At 64.1% G+C, this 17438-nt stretch carries 15 protein-coding genes; 8 read left to right on the top strand and 7 right to left on the bottom strand.

Features of this window, described 5'->3' with window-relative positions:
* Positions 1-77: 77 nt before the first annotated feature.
* From AC1DPX_RS32750 to AC1DPX_RS32740, 3 genes are all read right to left on the bottom strand, one after another.
* Positions 78-2783 carry a class I SAM-dependent methyltransferase gene (locus AC1DPX_RS32750; RefSeq protein ID WP_477241996.1) on the bottom strand — a complete coding sequence of 902 codons (2706 nt, stop codon included), beginning with the start codon at positions 2781-2783 and terminating at the stop codon, positions 78-80.
* A gap of 57 nt (positions 2784-2840) precedes the next feature.
* Positions 2841-3929, bottom strand: a complete 1089-nt coding sequence (locus AC1DPX_RS32745; protein WP_477241994.1) for a glycosyltransferase — start codon at positions 3927-3929, stop codon at positions 2841-2843.
* Positions 3930-4074: 145 nt separating this feature from the next.
* On the bottom strand, positions 4075-4365 hold the full coding sequence (locus AC1DPX_RS32740; RefSeq protein ID WP_202355080.1) for a muconolactone Delta-isomerase family protein: 291 nt from the start codon (positions 4363-4365) through the stop codon (positions 4075-4077).
* A gap of 108 nt (positions 4366-4473) precedes the next feature.
* Between AC1DPX_RS32740 and AC1DPX_RS32735 the strand changes: the two genes are divergently transcribed.
* Positions 4474-5358: a LysR substrate-binding domain-containing protein gene (locus AC1DPX_RS32735; RefSeq protein WP_477241992.1), complete on the top strand. Its 885-nt coding sequence runs from the start codon at positions 4474-4476 to the stop codon at positions 5356-5358.
* Positions 5359-5459: 101 nt separating this feature from the next.
* Here AC1DPX_RS32735 and AC1DPX_RS32730 read toward each other — a convergent pair whose 3' ends face one another.
* Positions 5460-6071, bottom strand: a complete 612-nt coding sequence (locus AC1DPX_RS32730; protein ID WP_202355079.1) for an LOG family protein — start codon at positions 6069-6071, stop codon at positions 5460-5462.
* Between the two features lie 115 nt (positions 6072-6186).
* Between AC1DPX_RS32730 and AC1DPX_RS32725 the strand changes: the two genes are divergently transcribed.
* Entirely contained in the window at positions 6187-7737 is a 1551-nt protein-coding gene (locus tag AC1DPX_RS32725; protein WP_477241990.1) for a LysM peptidoglycan-binding domain-containing protein, read from the top strand.
* A gap of 13 nt (positions 7738-7750) precedes the next feature.
* On the opposite strand, the gene AC1DPX_RS32720 is transcribed toward AC1DPX_RS32725, so the two are convergent.
* Positions 7751-8548 (bottom strand): NAD(P)H-dependent oxidoreductase, encoded by a 798-nt coding sequence (locus AC1DPX_RS32720; RefSeq protein WP_477241988.1) that lies wholly within the window; start codon positions 8546-8548, stop codon positions 7751-7753.
* A 93-nt stretch (positions 8549-8641) separates the two neighbouring features.
* On the opposite strand from AC1DPX_RS32720, the gene AC1DPX_RS32715 reads away from it, so the two are divergent.
* From AC1DPX_RS32715 to AC1DPX_RS32700, 4 genes are all read left to right on the top strand, one after another.
* Positions 8642-9556 (top strand): LysR family transcriptional regulator, encoded by a 915-nt coding sequence (locus AC1DPX_RS32715; protein WP_477241986.1) that lies wholly within the window; start codon positions 8642-8644, stop codon positions 9554-9556.
* Between the two features lie 85 nt (positions 9557-9641).
* On the top strand, positions 9642-9989 hold the full coding sequence (locus AC1DPX_RS32710) for an ArsR/SmtB family transcription factor (protein ID WP_477241984.1): 348 nt from the start codon (positions 9642-9644) through the stop codon (positions 9987-9989).
* 25 nt (positions 9990-10014) lie between these two features.
* The gene (locus AC1DPX_RS32705) at positions 10015-11898 is read left to right on the top strand and encodes an ABCB family ABC transporter ATP-binding protein/permease (protein ID WP_477241982.1); all 1884 of its coding nucleotides are present in this window, start codon (positions 10015-10017) and stop codon (positions 11896-11898) included.
* An 87-nt stretch (positions 11899-11985) separates the two neighbouring features.
* The gene (locus AC1DPX_RS32700) at positions 11986-12333 is read left to right on the top strand and encodes an antibiotic biosynthesis monooxygenase family protein (protein ID WP_202355073.1); all 348 of its coding nucleotides are present in this window, start codon (positions 11986-11988) and stop codon (positions 12331-12333) included.
* Positions 12334-12405: 72 nt separating this feature from the next.
* Here the strand turns inward: AC1DPX_RS32700 and AC1DPX_RS32695 are convergent, their stop codons facing one another.
* Positions 12406-13272, bottom strand: coding sequence for an SMP-30/gluconolactonase/LRE family protein (locus AC1DPX_RS32695; RefSeq protein ID WP_477241980.1), 867 nt, complete (start codon positions 13270-13272; stop codon positions 12406-12408).
* Between the two features lie 235 nt (positions 13273-13507).
* On the opposite strand from AC1DPX_RS32695, the gene AC1DPX_RS32690 reads away from it, so the two are divergent.
* Together AC1DPX_RS32690 and AC1DPX_RS32685 are read left to right on the top strand one after the other, a co-directional pair.
* A complete protein-coding gene (locus AC1DPX_RS32690) occupies positions 13508-14206 on the top strand; it encodes a phosphatidylserine decarboxylase (RefSeq protein WP_202355070.1) in 699 nt (232 codons plus the stop codon).
* Between the two features lie 3 nt (positions 14207-14209).
* Entirely contained in the window at positions 14210-15028 is an 819-nt protein-coding gene (locus AC1DPX_RS32685; RefSeq protein ID WP_202355069.1) for a CDP-alcohol phosphatidyltransferase family protein, read from the top strand.
* Positions 15029-15055: 27 nt separating this feature from the next.
* Here the strand turns inward: AC1DPX_RS32685 and AC1DPX_RS32680 are convergent, their stop codons facing one another.
* Positions 15056-17278, bottom strand: coding sequence for an AMP-binding protein (locus AC1DPX_RS32680; protein WP_477241978.1), 2223 nt, complete (start codon positions 17276-17278; stop codon positions 15056-15058).
* Positions 17279-17438: the final 160 nt, after the last annotated feature.

Genomic DNA, 17438 nt, shown 5'->3' with positions numbered 1-17438 from the left:
CCCGGTTCCGTGTGACGGTTTCTTGACAGCCGATCACAGTCTGTCGAGCAGGGGGAGGCCTCGAAGCGCAGTTGACGTCATTTTCGGCGCATGAACGGGCGCTGCAGCCACCGCAACGGGGCTGTCAATCGCCAGCTGGACGACGCCAGCAGCGCCGTGCGTTCGGCAATGAGATTGTCCCGATCATGCACCAATGCGTTTCGTTCGAGGTCGAGCTCGTGGTAGGCGCCGCTGATTGCATCGCGCTCGCCGCGCAAATGTTCGGCTTCGGCGGCCGCCGCGGCGCCCGCGACAGTGCATGCGTCATCGAATCTTGCCCGCATCAGGTCCAGCTCGGAGCGCAATTTCTGGCTGTCGCCGTCGTCCGCCATGGCGCATAGAATGTCGTAGGCGGTGCGGATCAGCGGTGTCACATCCGGATGGCTCTGCAAGTCCCCGGCCGTTGCCCGTTCGCGATGCAGGTCCGCTGTCAGGAAAAGTTCTATCTCGGTTTCCGCCGCGTCGGAGCGTGTCGGCCAGGCAATGCCGGTCTTCTCTGCCGCGCGCTCGACATGATGTCGCCAGTCGATCAGGAAACGTTCGTGGCGAATGAAACAACGCGGCATGTGTCGCGAATGAAATTCCGCCTCGAGCACGTGCCTGAGCCAGAGCAAAAGCGATTTCGCCAGCGGCAATCCATCCCGCCGTTGCAGCGAGTAGGCGACCTCGAGGGGATTGCGCAGCGGAAGCAGTGCTACCGGGTCGACCTCCATCTCGGCAAGGATCGACGACAGGAATGGAACGAACCGGCAGATCCGGGGATCCTTGATGAAGAACAGCGGTTCGTCGCCGAACTCGCTTGCAAGGATCGCCTTGATCTTGTGGCGGTGCCGCTCCGCCGCCCGCGATTGCAGCCATTGCGGATCGAGTGGCCGCCAGTCATGCCACGAAGAGGCGGCCTCCGCGAGCAACTCATCGTTGGCGAAATTGAGCGGGGTGCTTTCCCAGTACCCCTTGGGATTGTTGTCGTCGGCGCGCAGTGGCTTTTTGGGATGGGCCGACCCCAATGCGGCCAGTGTGCCGGCAAGCATCGAGGTCCCGCTGCGGTGCATTCCAAGCACGAGGATCGCTTTTCTCCGGGAACGGCGCTCGCGGCCCGGTATCGGCGTTACAGGCGGCGGGGTCTCGCGCAACGGCAACCTGGCTTCGAGCCATTCGCATATTCCCGCAGGCAGCGCCAACGTTCCGTCCAGGATCGGGTTCGGGGCGGCTGAATCCTCGCTAAACAGTCCATGGTAATGAATATGAGCCAGCCGGGCCGGGTCTGGCGCCGTGGCTGGGTTGAAGTTGTGAAGCGGAAAATTATGGGTTGCCGGCAAAAGCCGCACGGAGTGGTTGCCGGCAACGGCCGCCAGCGAGAAGGCAGCCTGGCTCGTGCCCCAGAAGGCGGTGGCCGCTCCCTGCAGAATGCCGGTCCCGGTGTTGTAGGTCGGTTCCGCGCCGGCCCATGGCTTCATATTGGCGGAAACCAGCTTCCTGAAGATATCCTCGGTGCGCTGGAAGAGGCCGCTCGCCCTTCTGGCGGCGATGAGCCCGCCATTGTAGCTGGCACGCACAGCCAGGCCGTTGTCGCTCGTGCGCACGATGGGCAGGTGCTCGTAGTCGACACCGGCTAGGGCGCATAGCTGCCTCCAGTACGGATCGAATGGATCATCAGGGCCTGTCGTGCACATTCCCTTGCTGTCCACCGGGCGGGCGGCGGCGGAACATGTGCCCAACGAAAAATCGGGCTCGGCGATGAAGACCGCATCGCTGTCAAGCTGGATAATGACCGGCGGCCCGGGCCGTTTTTCGGCATGAGCCAGGGAATGTATCCGGTACGATGGACCATATTGCGGACAGCAGCTGTCGATCTCGATGGCCAGATACTCCACGCCCAACTGCTCGAACCGGTCTATCGTCGACGGCGAGGGACGATGGCTGCTTCTGGGCGAAACCGCCGTTATCTGGGACCGTGAAAAAGAGCCGGCGAAACACCTGATGCTCTCGCAAAGCAGCAGGGCCTGTGCTTCGAGAATGCCCGCTTCGGCAACGAGCACAAACTCGACTTTGCTTTCAGTCTGGGGTCTGTTGACGGGTTCCTCGCGCGGGACAGAAGATGGTCGATGAGGAATTGCCGGGCGCTCACTTCTGGCGACGCCGATCTTCTGGATGATGATTTGTTCTCCTCGGTACAGCTCGCGGTACTGGCCGGCATGCACCGAAAGGAAACTGTCGATCCCGAGTTTTGGACGTGCGACTTCGTCGGCAAAGAACGTCCATTCGTAATCATCGAAAATGACGATCCCGCCGTCCCGCACCATCGGCCAGGAGAACACGGCATCCGACTGGACGTCGGCACTGTGATGGCTGCCGTCGACATAGACGAGGTCGAAACGCCGCTCGTCGGTGATCAGGCGGGCCAACGCCTGGGACGAGGGACTTTTGATCTTCTCGAACCGTTTGCCGAACGCGGCGAGATTGCTGTCGAAGCGCTGCTCGACATGCGCAAGCTGGGCGCTCCATTTGTGGCGCAGGGCATGTTCGGGACTGCCGGCGAACGTATCGATGCACGTCAGCCGGCATTTGCTGAAATAGTTGAGAAAGAAGATCGCCGACCGGCCTTCCCAGGAGCCGATTTCCAGAATGTCGAGGGCTTCGTCGCGTCGCGGCTGGAACAGTGTAGCCCAGAGGGAAAAGAAGCGCGAAGTCCAATCGGTCGAAAGGCTCTTGCCGGCAAACCACGCGGAATAGTCAGGATCCATAATTCTCACTCTTTGCGGCAGGGACGGCGCCTTCGGTTTTCAGAATCCTGCTCCTCGTCAATTGGTCCGGGACCGGTTGAGTTTGGGCAACCACGCCTTGAGCTCAATCGCCAGCCATCTTGTCACCGCACCGGTTACGCCGCGCCAGTCGAGCGGCCAGCACAGACGGCAGATCCGCAGCATCTCCTTGGGACCTGCCGGCGGGTTGGCGAGCATGCGCGCGACAATATCATGGGCCAGCTGCCTTGCCGCAACCGCATCCTCCGTGCGCGCGAAGGGCCGTGACGCTGCGAGAAAGGCCTTGAGCACGCCAACCAACTTGCCGTAGGCGACAGCGCGTCGGTCGACGGCGATGACGTGCCCGCGGATAAATCGGGTCAGGTCCTGGGCCAAAGCGTCGTCATAAAGGTCATAGGTCAGGCCGAGGCGTGCCCATGATGCCTGGCGAATCGAATGCGTGCGATTGCGGGCATTCGTTGCATTTGTCGCGGTCAGCCCGAGTGTGTTCAGTCGGTAGCGCGTCAACGGCTCGGCAAGATTTCGCGCCCGGCACAAAGGCAGCATGTCGAACCAGAGATAATGGTCCTGCGAGACCAGCTCATCGATCCTGTAGCGCCCGGCGGCCTCGAAGCAGCCGCGGCGGTAGGCAATCGTGGAATGATAGAAGGGGTTGTGGAAGAGGATCGTCCACCGGATCTCTAGATCCGTCTCCGGCATGTGCTGCGCACCGACGACGCGGTCGGTCTCGTCGATCAGCATCACCGCGTGTCCGACGAGGCCAAGTTCGCTGTTCTCGTCCAGCGCCGCGACCAGTCGCCCGACATGCGCGGGCTCGGCGATATCGTCCGCGTCAAGGCGCAGGATGATCTCGCCCCGGGCCGCCTCGATCCCCCGGTTTGCGGCAGCGGCGGTGCCGAGATTGGTCGGATTGATGACCAGCCGGATGCGCCGATCGCGACGTGCCAGCGCCTGGAAGACCGCGTCCTCGCCGGTCCCGTCATCAACGATGATGAGCTCGAGATCGTCGAATTCCTGGGTCAGGACGCTGTTGACCGCGGCATCGAGAAAGCGCTGGTCCGTATAGACGGTCATGACGACGGATGCGCGTGGAACGCGCTCCGCATCGCCGCCTCTTCTGTCCGCCACCGTCAACTCCCCTTTGCCCATCTCCCCGATAACCAATCAGGAAACTCGTCGCAAATGGAAATCGCCGGAGCGTCCCCAAGGCCCCGAACCGCCGCTCGACCGGCGGCCGGCCCAGAGCGCCGCCGGCCACGCCGTCCGATGCGGTTCAGCGCTTCGGCCCAAATCCGGGGTAGGGGTTGAGCGGCACGATGGCGGCGATGTCCATCATACCGGCCTTGACCAGCGGCAAGGTGGCGAGATGGCCGCGCACTTCGGCGTCGTCGACCGCCTCGAACATCATGCCACTGCCGGGAATGTCGCCACGGTTCCAGACCTGGCGTACCGCGCCTTCGGCGTAGAGGGTGCGGCGCTGTTCGGCCTCGCCGGGCAGAAGCGGCGCAAAGTCGGCGTCGCCGAACTTCGCGGTGTTGCGGGCGAGAAGGGCAAAGAATTGCATGTCGGTCTCCTTTGGTTGGATGGCCGACTATCCCCGTCGCTGGTCAGACTGTCCAAGACTGATTAGGCTAAAGTTGAGACCCTTAGGGACGCAAAGCCTGGGATAAAAATGTTCGACCTGCGCCAGCTCCGCTACTTCATCACCGTCGCCGAAACCGGCAATGTCGGCCGTGCCGCCGAAATCCTGCATATTTCGCAGTCGCCGCTCAGCCGACAGATCATGCAGCTCGAGGACCAACTGGGCGTTGCCCTGTTCGAGAGGGCAAAGCAGCGGGTTCATCTCAACGCCGAGGGCCGCGCCTTCCTCACCGAAGCCCGCGCGCTGCTCGCCAATGCGCAACGCGTGGAGGAATTCGGCCGCAACCTCGCCAGCGGCGCGGTCGGCCGTCTCGCCATCGGCTATGTCGAGGGCGCGGTGCATGCCGGGCTGGTCGCCGGCATGCTCAGGCAATTCCGCCGAGAGCGGCCGCAATTGCATCTCAGCCTGATGAGCCTGCGCTCCGCCGCGCAGCTGGAAGGGCTGCGTCAGCGCACGCTCGACCTCGGCCTGGTCTATTCGCCGCCGCCGGCCGACTATCCCGAAATTGCCTCGGTGCTGGTCCGCCGCGAGCCGCTGGTGCTGGCGATACCCGAGGGTGATGCGCTCACGGCTGTCGCCGACATCAGCCCGCATCATCTCGACGGACGCACCTGGATCACCGTGGTGCGCCAGCCCGCCGACACCAACCGCGGCCAGTTCCTGGCCGCCTGCATCGAGGCCGGCTTCGTGCCCGACATCGCCTATGAGACAGCCGATCCCTTGACCTCGCTTGGCCTCGTCAGCGCGGGGCTGGGCCTGGCAACGGTGCAGGAAAGCCTGCGAAGCGCCGCGCCGCCGGGTGTAGTCTTCCGCGACCTTCCCTGGTTCAAGCGCAGCGTGGCGATCTATCTCGCCTGGCGCCGGCAGGACAAGCGTGCGGTGATTGGGGATTTGCGGAAGGCAGTAGGGCAGTAGGGCAGTAGGGCAGTAGGGCAGTAGGGCAGTAGGGCAGTAGGGCAGTAGGGCAGTAGGTGCTGTCTTTCGCTACCGCCTTACTGCCCTACTGTCTTATTCCCTTACATCTTGTCGATCACCGACTGCACGCCCTCGGTCGGGGCGTCGACGGAGGAGCCCGCCACCATAATGGCGGCGACGATGGCCTCCGGGTCGTTGACGACCAGCGGCTTGACCCGTTGCGCGGTGTGGATGAAGCCCTCTGCCGTCATGTGATCAAGCAACGCCGTCATCGGATCCCAGAATCCGTTGATATTGCCGAAGACGATCGGCTTGCGGTGATGGCCGAGTTGTGCCCAGGTCATGATCTCGACGATTTCCTCGACGGTGCCGATGCCGCCGGGCAGCGCCACAAAGGCGTCGGATTTCTCGAACATCTTGTGCTTGCGCTCGTGCATGTTGTCGGTGATCAGCAACTCATCGAGCCGGTCGAGCGCGGTTTCGGTTGCTTCCCTGTTGATCAGGAAGCGGGGAATGATGCCCGTCACCTTGCCGCCAGCTTTGAGCGCGCCTTCGGCGACGGCGCCCATAATGCCTTTGGTGCCGCCGCCATAGACCAGCCGCAGGCCCGCTCTGGCAATCGAGCGTCCGAGCAGGTGCCCGGCCTTCGCATAGATTTCATTACGGCCCGGAGACGAGCCGCAATAGACGCAGACGGATCGAATCGTGTTCATACGGATGATTGGTGATTGGGTCTGAAAGCGTGGTCAAGCCCCGGGGTGGGCTTTTTCTTGTCGGCTTTGGCAAAACACGCTAGACCGGCGTTAGGTGGCTAAGGGGTAGGGAAATATGGCAATTAATCCATTGAAGGCGTTCCTGTTCGCGGCGGGTGGGACCGTTGCGGCCGCGGGGACCGCCTATATATCGGGCGCACTCGACCCGTATCTTCATCCAACGCCGCCGGCGAAGGTCGCGGCCTTGACGCGGCCCGAGGCGCCGAAACCGGCCGACCCCGGCACGGAAGGGCGACTGCCGGCGCCAGCGGTACCGGCTGCTCCCGCCGCCGCGCCGCAGGCGACTGCTCCAGCCGCGCCCGCGACAGAGGCTCCGGCAGCACCTGCACCAGCCGCACCCGCGGCGGCCGGCCCGATCGCGCCGACTTTCGATGTCGTGCGCGTAGAGGGCAATGGTTCGATCGTCATTGCCGGAAATGCCACGCCCAATTCAAAGGTCGAGATCCTGAACGGCTCGACCGTGCTTGGCTCGACCGTGGCTGGCCCCGATGGCGCTTTCGTCATCGTGCTCGACGATCCACTGAAGCCTGGCGACTACACAATTGCCCTGCGTTCGGCGGTCGGCACGGTGGTGACCGTCTCGGTGCAGACCGCCGTCGTTTCGGTTCCCAAGAATGCCGCCGGCCAGGTACTGGCCATGGTCGAGGAGCCGGGCAAGCCGGCCGAACTGCTGACGGTGCCCGCGCCCGAGACCAAACCGGCGGCACCTGCCACCGGCGATCAGGCCGCCGCTCCGGCTGCTCCGGCGGCTGAAGTGCCCGCAGCTCCGGCGCCCGCCGCACCGGCCCCGGCCGTCGTCGAGGCTGCTCCGGCTCCCGCCGCGCCGGCAACACCGCCCGCCGCAGTCGTGGCCGAGCCAAAAATCGTCGTCGAGGCGGTCGAGATCGACGGCAACAAGATCTTCGTCGCCGGCCTCGCCGATCCGGGTCGCAAGGTGCGCGCCTATGCCAATGACATCCTGCTCGGTGACGCGCAGACATCGCCGGACGGTCATTTCCTCGTCGAAGCGAAGCGCGACATTCCCGTCGGCAGCTACACCATCCGTGTCGACGGTCTCGATGCCGACGGCGTGAAGGTTGTGGCCCGCGCCGCCGTGCCGTTCGAGCGCGAGCCGGGCGAAGCGGTCGCCGCCGTGGCGCCCGGCGGGACCAAGCCGGCAGAAACCAAGCCGGCCGCACCGGCGGCCGCCGAAGCGCCTGTCGCTCCGGCACCTGCCCCTGCCGCACCGGCGCCGGCCGTTGCCGCCGCACCCGCCGGGACGGCACCGGCGACGCCGGCCGCACCCGCCACCGAGGCTCCTGCCGTCGTCGCCGCGGCCACGCCGCCAGGCGACGTGCCGGAGGTCGTGGCGCCCAAGCTCGAACATGCCGACGGCGCCGTCATCATCCGTCGCAATGACACGCTGTGGCGGATTTCGCGACGCGTCTACGGTCATGGCGTGCGCTATTCCACCATCTACCTCGCCAACCAGGACCAGATCAGGGATCCCGACCGCATCTGGCCCGGCCAGGTGTTCAAGGTCCCGCAAAAGTCCAAGGAAGGCGAAGCCGCCGACCTCAAGGCAATGGGCGAACAGGCGACGACGGCGCCGGCCAAGACGAAGTAGAAGCCGACATCGATCAACTGGCGTCGCCTGCCTGGTTGGAGTGAAGCGCGAAACCGTTTGCACCGGGATCGCCGAGTTCAGGGCGGAGATTCATGCTCGGGATGAGATAGTCTCCGCCATTTTGCCGACGGTATGGGATGGGCGGCGTCGTCGCCAATGTCCGCATCCTGTCACGTAGTTGTGCAGCCACGGGCTCGAAGCCGGTCTCGTCGAGACGATCGACCTTGTAGACCACGAACGGCGGAAGCACGTCGTATCCGGGGTAGTAGAGGATCCCGTGATTGATCGGGAACAGCAGGTCGTCGATAGGCCCGTTGATCCCGCGCGGTGTAAAGTGCTCTTCCCAGCCCCCAGCGGTGACGATCAGCATCGCGCGTTTCCCAACCAGGGTCCCCTCGCCATAGCGATCGCCCCAGCGCCGATCGCTATGCTCTCCAACGCCATAGGCGAATCCGTAGGCGAACACCCGGTCGACCCAGCCCTTGAGGATCGCCGGCATAGCGAACCACCAGAGCGGGAATTGCAGGATCAAGGTGTCGGCCCACAGCAGCTTCTCGATCTCGGCCTTGACATCTGCGGTCAGCGTGTTGGCCTCGAACCCGTTCTTGGAAGCCGCGACCGGGATGAAGCGCGCACCGGGTTCCAGTGATGGGAAGTCGGCGCGATCGACCTCGGACTTCCAGCCATCGGCGTAGAGGTCCGATACGCGCACCTCATGCCCTTGAGCCTCGAGTTCCCTTATGGCGACGTCGCGAAGAGCGCCGCTCAGCGAGCGTGATTCAGGATGGGCGAAGACAAGCAGGACTTTCATGGGTCAGATCCAATATTGAGGAAGCTGACGGGAAGGTAGCCAAAGGCTGGTCAATCCACTATATGCAGGTAATGCATAATATTATGCCGAATAATGGATAAGTCAGACATTACATTCGAGCGCATGCGCACCTTCATTCGCGTGGCCGAGCGGGGCAGCCTGTCGGCGGTCGCGCGGGAGTTTGGTGTCGGGCAGTCGACGATCACGCGGCACCTGCGCGAGCTCGAGGAGGCGGTCGGCGTGCCCTTGCTCAGCCGGACGACCCGGCGGGTCACGATGACCGCCGAAGGCAGCCGCTATTATGCCAACAGCGTCCAGATCCTGCGCCTCGTCGAACAGGCCAGCGACGAGGCCCGGGGCACGCGCGGCGCGCCCGCCGGCACGATCCGGATAAGCTGCACGGCGGCTTTCGGTGTCTTGCACGTCAGCCGGCTGATCTTCGCTTTCCAGGACCGTCATCCCGACATTGGGGTCGACCTCAGCCTCACGGATGAGCGGGTGGACCTCGTCCGCGAGGGCGTGGATATCGCGCTTCGGCTGGGGCCGCTCACGGACAGCTCGTTGAAGCTGCGGGCCCTCGGCCAGTCGCGGCGCCTCCTCGTGGCCTCTCGGGATTATCTGGCGGCGCGGGGACGACCAGCCGTTCCCTCCGATCTGTCTCGGCATGAGGGCATCCGCATGTCGAACGTGGCGGGCAGCGAGACGCTTGTTTTGCAAGGCTCTGGCGGCGAACGCCATACGGTACCTTTCGCGGGGCGGCTGCGTATCGATCACGGACTTGCCGCAAGGCAGGCCATGATCGCCGCTCGCGGGATCGCGCCGGCGCATCGATGGCTGGTTGACGATCTTCTGGCGGCGGGCTTGCTCGAGACGATCCTGGAGGATTATGCGCTGCCGTCCGTTCCGCTGAACATGTTGATCGTCCCAGAGCGTGCGGGCGTCGCAAGGGTCCGTCTGCTGGTCGAGTTTCTGGGGGAACAGGTTGCCGCTATTCCAGGGATCGAGTGATCCGTCCCTGAGCACGAGCCGCCGTCCGATCTACCCGGAAGAGTAGCTTGCGGCGATGCCATCCATCGTCTATCGCCGATGAACGATGACAGAATCCACCCTTGAACCAGACCGCGCGGCCAGCGCTCCACCCGGCCGCATCTCCGACAGCCGTGCTGTCGCAGCGCGATTTGCGGCGTTGTCGCATCCGGCACGCATCGAGATACTGAAGCACCTCTCGGCCAGCAATTCCTGCTGTTGCCGCGAGGTCGTCGACCGTTTCGATCTGGCGCAGTCGACCGTCTCGCAGCATCTGAAAATCCTGGTCGAGGCCGGTCTGGTCCGCTTCGAGCCCGACCGCCAGCGCTCCCGCTATGCCGTTGATCGCGCAGCCCTTGCCGATGTATCGGCATCGCTGAACGCCCTCGTCAATTCCTGCTGCTCCGGCCGCTGACCCTCTCACCCAAAAGGCAAGAAAAGTGGCCGAAAAAACCGTCTCCGCCGACACCTCAACCCTCACCACATTGCGCAACCTCTGGCCGTATATGTGGCCAGCCGACCGTGCCGATCTCAGAGCGCGAGTCACCTGGGCAACACTGCTGCTGGTCGTTGCCAAGCTGACGCTGGTTACCGGTCCCTATTTCTTTAAATGGGCAACCGATGCATTGGCGGGTGGCTCAAAAACGCCCCCGCCGCTGCCGTCTTTCCTGCTTGCTCCTGTCATGCTGGTCATCGCCTACAATGTGCTCAGGCTCGTCCAGCTCGGTTTCAATCAGCTGCGCGATGCGCTGTTCGCCCGCGTCGGCCAGCATGCGGTGCGCCAGCTTGCGTTCCGCACCTTCGTTCACATGCACCAGCTGTCGCTGCGCTTTCATCTGGAGCGCCGCACCGGCGGCCTGTCGCGCATCATCGAGCGCGGCACCAAGGGCATCGAGACGATCGTGCGCTTCATCATGCTCAACACCGCGCCGACCATCCTCGAATTCGCGCTGACCGCCGGCATATTCGGTTTCACMTATGGCTGGAAATATGTGGCCGTGGTGGCAGTCACCGTCTGGCTCTATGTCTGGTTCACGGTCAAGGCGAGCGACTGGCGCATTTCGATCCGCCGCGACATGAACGACAGCGACACCGACGCCAACACTAAGGCGATCGACTCGCTGCTCAATTTCGAGACGGTCAAATATTTCACCAATGAGCGCATGGAGGCCGACCGTTTCGACCGCTCGATGGCACGCTACGAGGTCGCCGCCACCAAGACCTGGACCTCGCTCGGCTGGCTGAATTTTGGCCAAGGCGTCATCTTCGGCCTCGGCACGGTCGTCGTCATGTGCATGTCGGCGCTGGAGGTGCAGGCCCACACCCAGACCGTCGGCGATTTCGTCTTCATCAACGCCATGCTGGTGCAGCTTTCCGTGCCGCTCAACTTCATCGGCTTCATTTACCGTGAAATCCGCCAGGGCCTCACCGACATCGAACACATGTTCGACCTGCTCGACGTGCCGCAGGAGATCGTCGACAAGCCCGACGCCAGGCCGCTTACCGTCGGCGCTGGCAAGGTCGAGTTCCGCGACGTGCATTTCTCCTATGATCCGAACCGCAAGATCCTGAAGGGTGTTTCCTTCGAGGTGCCGGCCGGCAAGACGGTTGCCATTGTCGGGCCATCGGGCGCCGGCAAGTCGACCATTTCGCGGCTGCTGTTCCGCTTCTACGACGTGCAGGCGGGCCAGGTGCTGATCGACGGCCAGGATATCCGGGATGTCACTCAGGACAGCCTGCGCGCGGCGCTCGGCATGGTGCCGCAGGACACGGTGCTCTTCAACGACACCATCGCCTACAACATACGCTACGGTCGCGTCGGCGCGAGCGAGGAGGAGGTCCGCAAGGCCGCGGAAYTCGCCCAGATCGGGCCGTTCATCGAGAAGTTGCCGGACGGCTACAAATCGATGGTGGGCGAGCGCGGGCTGAAGCTCTCGGGCGGCGAGAAGCAGCGCGTGGCGATTGCCCGCACCATCCTGAAGGCGCCGCCGATCCTGATGCTCGACGAAGCCACCTCGGCGCTGGACAGTCACACCGAGCAGGAGATCCAGGCCGCGCTCGATCTGGTCAGCAAGGGGCGCACCACCATCGTGATTGCCCACCGTCTGTCGACGGTGATTTCCGCCGATGAGATCATTGTGCTGAAGGACGGTCAGATCGCCGAACGCGGCACCCATGTCGAACTGATGCGCAAGCACGGCCTCTATGCCTCAATGTGGGATCGCCAGCGCGAGGCGACCGAAGCCGAGGAGCGCCTGCGCCTAGCCCGCGAGGGCGACGAGCTTGGCGTCATCGTTCGCCGGCGGACGTCGGAGGTAAATTGATTTTTCTGCTTGACCTCAACTTAAGTTGAGATTGTACGCCGTTCCTGGAGCCCGAAAACACCATTATCCAGGAACGGAACAATCGAAATGAACGACATAAATCAGACTGTTGACGGCGGCAGCGTGTTCAGGGTGGACAAGTTCGTCGTCCCGGCCGCCGCCCGCGAGGAGATCCTCGTCAAGGTCAGGACGACTCATGAATTGCTGCGCCAGCAGCAGGGCTTCGTACAGGATTTCCTGCTCGAGCAATTTTCGGGGCCGGGCGAATTCAACCTGGTGACGATCGTCGAATGGGAGAGCCAGGCGGCCGTCGACAAGGTCGTGCCGATCGTCAAGGCAGCACATGAGCGCGTCGCCTTCAACCCGCAGGAGACGATCGCGCGCCTGGGCGTGCGCGCCGACATCGCCAACTATCAGCGGATTCCCGAGGCTTGATGCACGTCGCCCAAAGGCGGGTAACGGTTTTGGGATGACGACATGGACAAAAGCGCGCCGACGCGGCGCGCTTTAACGGGGCCAGCCGACGCCAGGTGCAGGCGTTTCGACGCCGAGCACCTGGCCGGTTCTGATATCGCTGACCATGTGCTCGAAGCCGCGCCACTCGGCGGCGACGATGAACAGCGTTTGCCTGTCCGCGCCGCCCAGCATGCAGGCAAAGCAGCCGCGATCGGCGGTGACAGTCTGCAGCACCTCGCCGCCTTCGCGCACGCGCACGCAGTGCTTGTTGGGAACATCCGCATACCATATCGCGCCTTCGGCATCGAGGCAGATGCCGTCGGGGTAGCCATCGAGTTTGGCCCAGACGCGTCGGTTGGACAGGCTGCCGTCGGCGGCGATATCGAAGGCGGTCAGCTGGTTGGCGTGGGATTCGGCAAGGATCAGCGCCCTGTTGTCCGGGGTCACCGCCATGCCATTGGCAAAGGCAATGTTGTCGGCCACTTGCCGTACCGCGCCGTCCGGTGTGATCAGCACGATGGTGCCCGGGCCGAGATACGCACCGGCAGCCGGCGCCGGCCCACCGCCATTGACATAGATGTTGCCCCGCGCGTCGACGACGATCTCGTTCCACGGGCTCTTCGACAGGCCGCGCAGATCGGCATGGGTGACGAGCTTGCCATCGGCTTCCTGCCGCAACAGCAGGCCCTCCCGGCCCGAGACGACCAGCAGCCGTCCATCCGGCAGCCAGTCGATGCAGTAGGGCAGGACGGCCGGCACGGTGAGCATGATTTCGCGATTGCCGTGCACATCGACCGCGATGATCTCGCCGGTGCCCCAGTTGCAGACCCACAGCCGTCCGCTATGCCAGCGCGGCGATTCCCCGAAGGCGAGGCCAGCGGTGACTAGATGTGGTACGGAGACCGATTGTATCGGCATTGAGGAACTCCTTGTGGATCTGTCTCACCAAGGACGGGCGAGGGGTCTTCTTTCCGACAGCCGCTTTGTTATTTCGTTCAGGAAAGATTGCCGGTAGGGCGTTGGCGCCGCGTGACGACGACTTGTCGTCGCGCCCGCCAGCCGCAGCCAATGCGGCTTTGCCGATTGTTGCGTTGCGGCGAAGGGGGCTTTCAGTTATTGAGGCCGGACCTGAAACAGGGACTGCTCCCACTCCATGAGCCTTGTCGACACGGTCAAGAACGCGTTCGTACCGATCCATCGCGAAGGCTATCCCTTCATCGCGGCCTTTGGCGCGGCGACGCTTTTCCTTGGCTATTTCTCCTCGGTCCTGTTCTGGATCGGCCTGATCCTGACGGCCTGGTGCGTCTATTTCTTCCGCGACCCCGAACGCGTCACGCCGGTCGATGACCGCCTGGTGGTGAGCCCGGCCGATGGCATCATCTCGGCGGTCGGCCCGGCCGTGCCGCCGCGCGAGCTCGGCCTCGGCAATGTCGAGATGACGCGTATCTCGGTGTTCATGAACGTCTTTTCCTGCCATGTGAATCGCTCGCCGGTACGCGGCCGCATCGCCAAGATCGAACATCGGCCCGGAAAATTCCTCAACGCCGAACTCGACAAGGCCAGCACCGAAAACGAACGCAACGGGCTGGTCATCGAGAGCCCCAATGGCACGGTGGCGGCCGTCCAGATCGCCGGCCTGGTGGCGCGGCGTATCGTCTGCTGGGCCGAGGCCGGCTCTTCGATCGGCACCGGCGAACGTTTCGGCCTGATCCGCTTCGGCTCGCGCGTCGACGTCTTCCTGCCTTTGGCCGCGACCCCGCGCGTTGCCGTTGGCCAGACGGCGGTCGGCGGTGAAACCGTGCTCGCCGAATTCGGCGTCGTCGCCGGCACTCCTCTGGTCAGGATTTCCTGAGCCTTGGGCGCCCCCTTCAAGAAGTTCGAGGCCCATGCCAGCGGTGGTCCGCGCATCCGCGAGATCCCGATGCGCATGGTGCTTCCCAACCTCGTCACCGTGCTTGCCATCTGCGCCGGCCTGTCCGGCATCCGCTTTGCTTTCGAGGACCGCTTCGAGACGGCGGTGGTGATGGTGCTGCTGGCCGCCTTTCTCGATGGCATCGATGGCCGCCTGGCGCGCATGCTGAAGGCGACCTCCAAATTCGGCGCGCAGATGGATTCGCTGGCCGACATCGTCAATTTCGGTGTCGCGCCGGCCCTGGTGCTTTATGCCTTCCTGCTCGACCGCGCCGGCTCGCCGGGCTGGATCGCCGCCCTTCTGTTCGCCATCGCCTGCGGGCTCAGGCTTGCCCGCTTCAACGTGCTCGACGACGAGAAAGCCGAGCGCCCGCTGTGGCAGTCGGAATATTTCGTCGGCGTGCCGGCGCCTGCGGGCGCCGTGCTGGTCATGCTTCCGATGTACCTGTTTTTCCTGCGGCTCGGGCTGGAGCCAAGCCGCCCGGCCGCCTTCGTCGCCACCGGCTTCACCATCCTGGTCGCCTTCCTTCTGGTCAGCCGGCTGCCGGTCTATTCCGGCAAGAGCATCAAGATCCCGGGCGATAGGGTCCTGCCGGTCATCCTGGCCGTGGTGCTCTACATCCTCTTGCTGATGACCTATCCCTGGTACACGTTGACGGCATCTGTCGCGGGCTACCTGATCTTTCTGCCGTTTTCCGTGCGTGCCTACTCCAAGCGCGCCAAGCTCGAAGGCGAGAAGGTGCCGCCTTCGGACATAGGTTAGAAGGTTCGCCGAAGTCCTTGATCTGACTCAGGCCGCCACGCCCAGCCCCAGCCTGTCGATCGCCAGCTTCCTGGTCGAGACATAATCGGTCTTGCCGGAACCCAGCACCGGGATTTCCTCCACCTTGACGATGTCGTTGGGCACCATCAGTTCGGCCGCCCCAGCCTTCTTGCCGAACTGGCGCAGCTCTTCGGGATTGGCATCGTCGGCGGTGGTGACCAGCACGATGCGCTCGCCGCGCCTTTTGTCCGGTACGGCCACCGCCGCATGGCGTTCTTCCGGCCACAGCGACTGCACCAGCATCTCGACCGCGCCCAGCGACACCATCTCGCCGGCGATCTTGGCGAAGCGCTTGGCGCGGCCGCGTATGGTGATGAAGCCTTCGCGGTCGACGGCGACGATGTCGCCGGTGTCGTGCCAGCCGCTCAGCGGCTGCAGCTCACCTGGACGATCCGCGGTCATGTAGCCCATCATCAGGTTGGGTCCGTCGAGCCACAACTGGCCGGCGTCCGAGATGCCCTCGACCGGCTCCAGCCTCATGCGCATGGCCGGCAACAGCCGGCCGACCGTACCGTCGCGCCCATGGATCGCGGTGTTGACGGCAACCACCGGTGCGGCCTCGGTCAGCCCGAAGCCTTCGATGATCTCGGCCTGGAAGCGCTCGCGATAGACACGGCGGGTTTCCGGCTTCACCGCCTCGGCGCCGGCGACGACGAAGCGCAGGCTGGAGAAGTCGCCGTCCTTGGCGGTGYGCGCATAGTTGGCGAGGAAGGTGTCGGTGCCGAACATGATCGTCGGTTTCACCTTGCGCGCAATCTCGGGGATGATCTTGTAGTGGAGCGGCGAGGGGTAGAGGAACAGCTTTACCCCGGTGACCAGCGGCAGGATGGTGCCGCCCGTCAGGCCGAAGGAATGGAACACCGGCAGTACGTTGAGCAGGATATCGGCCGGCGAGATGGTGATGCGCGCCTCGGCCTGCATGGCGTTGGCGAGAAGGTTCTTTTGCGACAGGACAACCGCCTTCGGCGTTCCCTCAGAGCCCGAGGTGAACAGGATCACGCCCGGCTTGGCCGCATCCTGCCGCTGCAGCGGGAAACGCCACAGCAAGGCGGCGGCCAGCTTGTCCAGCGCGGTGACGCTGGTCCGGACATCTTCCAGCCACAGCAGCCTGGCGCCGCCCTTTTCGACAGCGGCGACGATATCGGCAAGATCGGCCTTTTCGACGAAGGCGCGCGAGGAGATGACGGTGCGGATGACGGCGGTGCGCACGGCGGCCGTGACGCTCGCAGGCCCGGCCGTGTAGTTGATCATCGCCGCCACCCGGCCCGCCGAGAGAAGGCCGACCAACGACAGCACCACGCCATTGGCGTTGGGCAGCATTATCCCCACCGCTTCGCCCGGCGCGGTCACGGCCTCGAAGCGCCGGCCCAGCACGCGCGCGCCTATGAACATCTTGCGGTAGCTCAGCGCGCCGGAGATGACATCTTCGACTATGGGGTGCGAGGCGCCAACCCTGGCTGCGGCATCGCGCATGGCCAGGAACAGGCCACGGTCGAGATCGTTGCCGAAAAGCCGTGCCTCGGCGACGCGGTCGAACAGCGCATTGGTGTTCGAGGCCTGATCCGGATTGCGCGCCAGCAGTTCGGCGATGGTCATTGGCTCCAGCACGCTCATCGAGAGCTGCGGAAACCAGTGCCGCGGCGCCCTGGCTGCCGGCGTCAGCGACACTGTCAGGCTGCGCGCGCCGGCGACAAAGATCGGCACGATGCGGGCGTCGGCCTGCATGGCAATGCGGGTGACGGCGCGAAACAGCCGAAACGTCTTGACGTCAGGCTCGACCGCATCCGGCAGATAGACGGCGAGCCGGCCCTTGCCCTTCAGCACGCGCACCAGCCGGCGGCTGACGAAAAGATGTTCGGCATTGAAGGCAATGGTGCGGCCAAGCTCACGCCAGGGTTCGAGCCAAGGCGAACGCGCCGAGACCTCGTCGAGGATGTGCAGCGTGTCGTCCGGCAGCAGTGACAGCATCAGCGCCGGTTCGAAGCGCGACTGATGCGAGATGACGTAGATGACGGGAGCCTGCGCCTTGCGCGCGATCCTGATGCGCTTGTCGCTGATCCGGTAGGCGAGCTTGAACGGCACATAGAGCATCGCCTGGCTGAAACGCAGGCCGAGGCGGAATTTTTCCACCACGCCAATCAGCAGCCAGGCTAGGACAAGACCAGCAAGCAGGGCCAGTGTCAGGATCATGCCGCGTCTCTCCCAACGATTTTTGTCATCGCGGCTCTGCGGCCGCTTCAGAAGCAGAGGGTAGCGGAAGTGCGCTCGAGGTCAATGCGGACTGATGCGGTGCTTCGATCGCCACTTGAAAGACTGCGACAGATGTCGTAAATAAAATGACACATGACGG

Source organism: Mesorhizobium sp. 01N446, from assembly GCF_056399285.1.
The sequence above is the reverse complement of the archived record's forward strand: the minus strand, read 5'-3'. Positions and strand labels throughout refer to the sequence as shown.

What these genes read in the sequence shown, in the direction of transcription:
- AC1DPX_RS32750 (WP_477241996.1), bottom strand. Translation starts at nt 2,783, where the DNA reads ATGGATCCTGACTATTCCGCGTGGTTTGCCGGCAAGAGCCTTTCGACC.
- AC1DPX_RS32740 (WP_202355080.1), bottom strand. Translation starts at nt 4,365, where the DNA reads ATGCAATTCTTTGCCCTTCTCGCCCGCAACACCGCGAAGTTCGGCGAC.
- AC1DPX_RS32735 (WP_477241992.1), top strand. Translation starts at nt 4,474, where the DNA reads ATGTTCGACCTGCGCCAGCTCCGCTACTTCATCACCGTCGCCGAAACC.
- AC1DPX_RS32730 (WP_202355079.1), bottom strand. Translation starts at nt 6,071, where the DNA reads ATGAACACGATTCGATCCGTCTGCGTCTATTGCGGCTCGTCTCCGGGC.
- AC1DPX_RS32725 (WP_477241990.1), top strand. Translation starts at nt 6,187, where the DNA reads ATGGCAATTAATCCATTGAAGGCGTTCCTGTTCGCGGCGGGTGGGACC.
- AC1DPX_RS32720 (WP_477241988.1), bottom strand. Translation starts at nt 8,548, where the DNA reads ATGAAAGTCCTGCTTGTCTTCGCCCATCCTGAATCACGCTCGCTGAGC.
- AC1DPX_RS32715 (WP_477241986.1), top strand. Translation starts at nt 8,642, where the DNA reads ATGGATAAGTCAGACATTACATTCGAGCGCATGCGCACCTTCATTCGC.
- AC1DPX_RS32710 (WP_477241984.1), top strand. Translation starts at nt 9,642, where the DNA reads ATGACAGAATCCACCCTTGAACCAGACCGCGCGGCCAGCGCTCCACCC.
- AC1DPX_RS32700 (WP_202355073.1), top strand. Translation starts at nt 11,986, where the DNA reads ATGAACGACATAAATCAGACTGTTGACGGCGGCAGCGTGTTCAGGGTG.
- AC1DPX_RS32695 (WP_477241980.1), bottom strand. Translation starts at nt 13,272, where the DNA reads ATGCCGATACAATCGGTCTCCGTACCACATCTAGTCACCGCTGGCCTC.
- AC1DPX_RS32690 (WP_202355070.1), top strand. Translation starts at nt 13,508, where the DNA reads ATGAGCCTTGTCGACACGGTCAAGAACGCGTTCGTACCGATCCATCGC.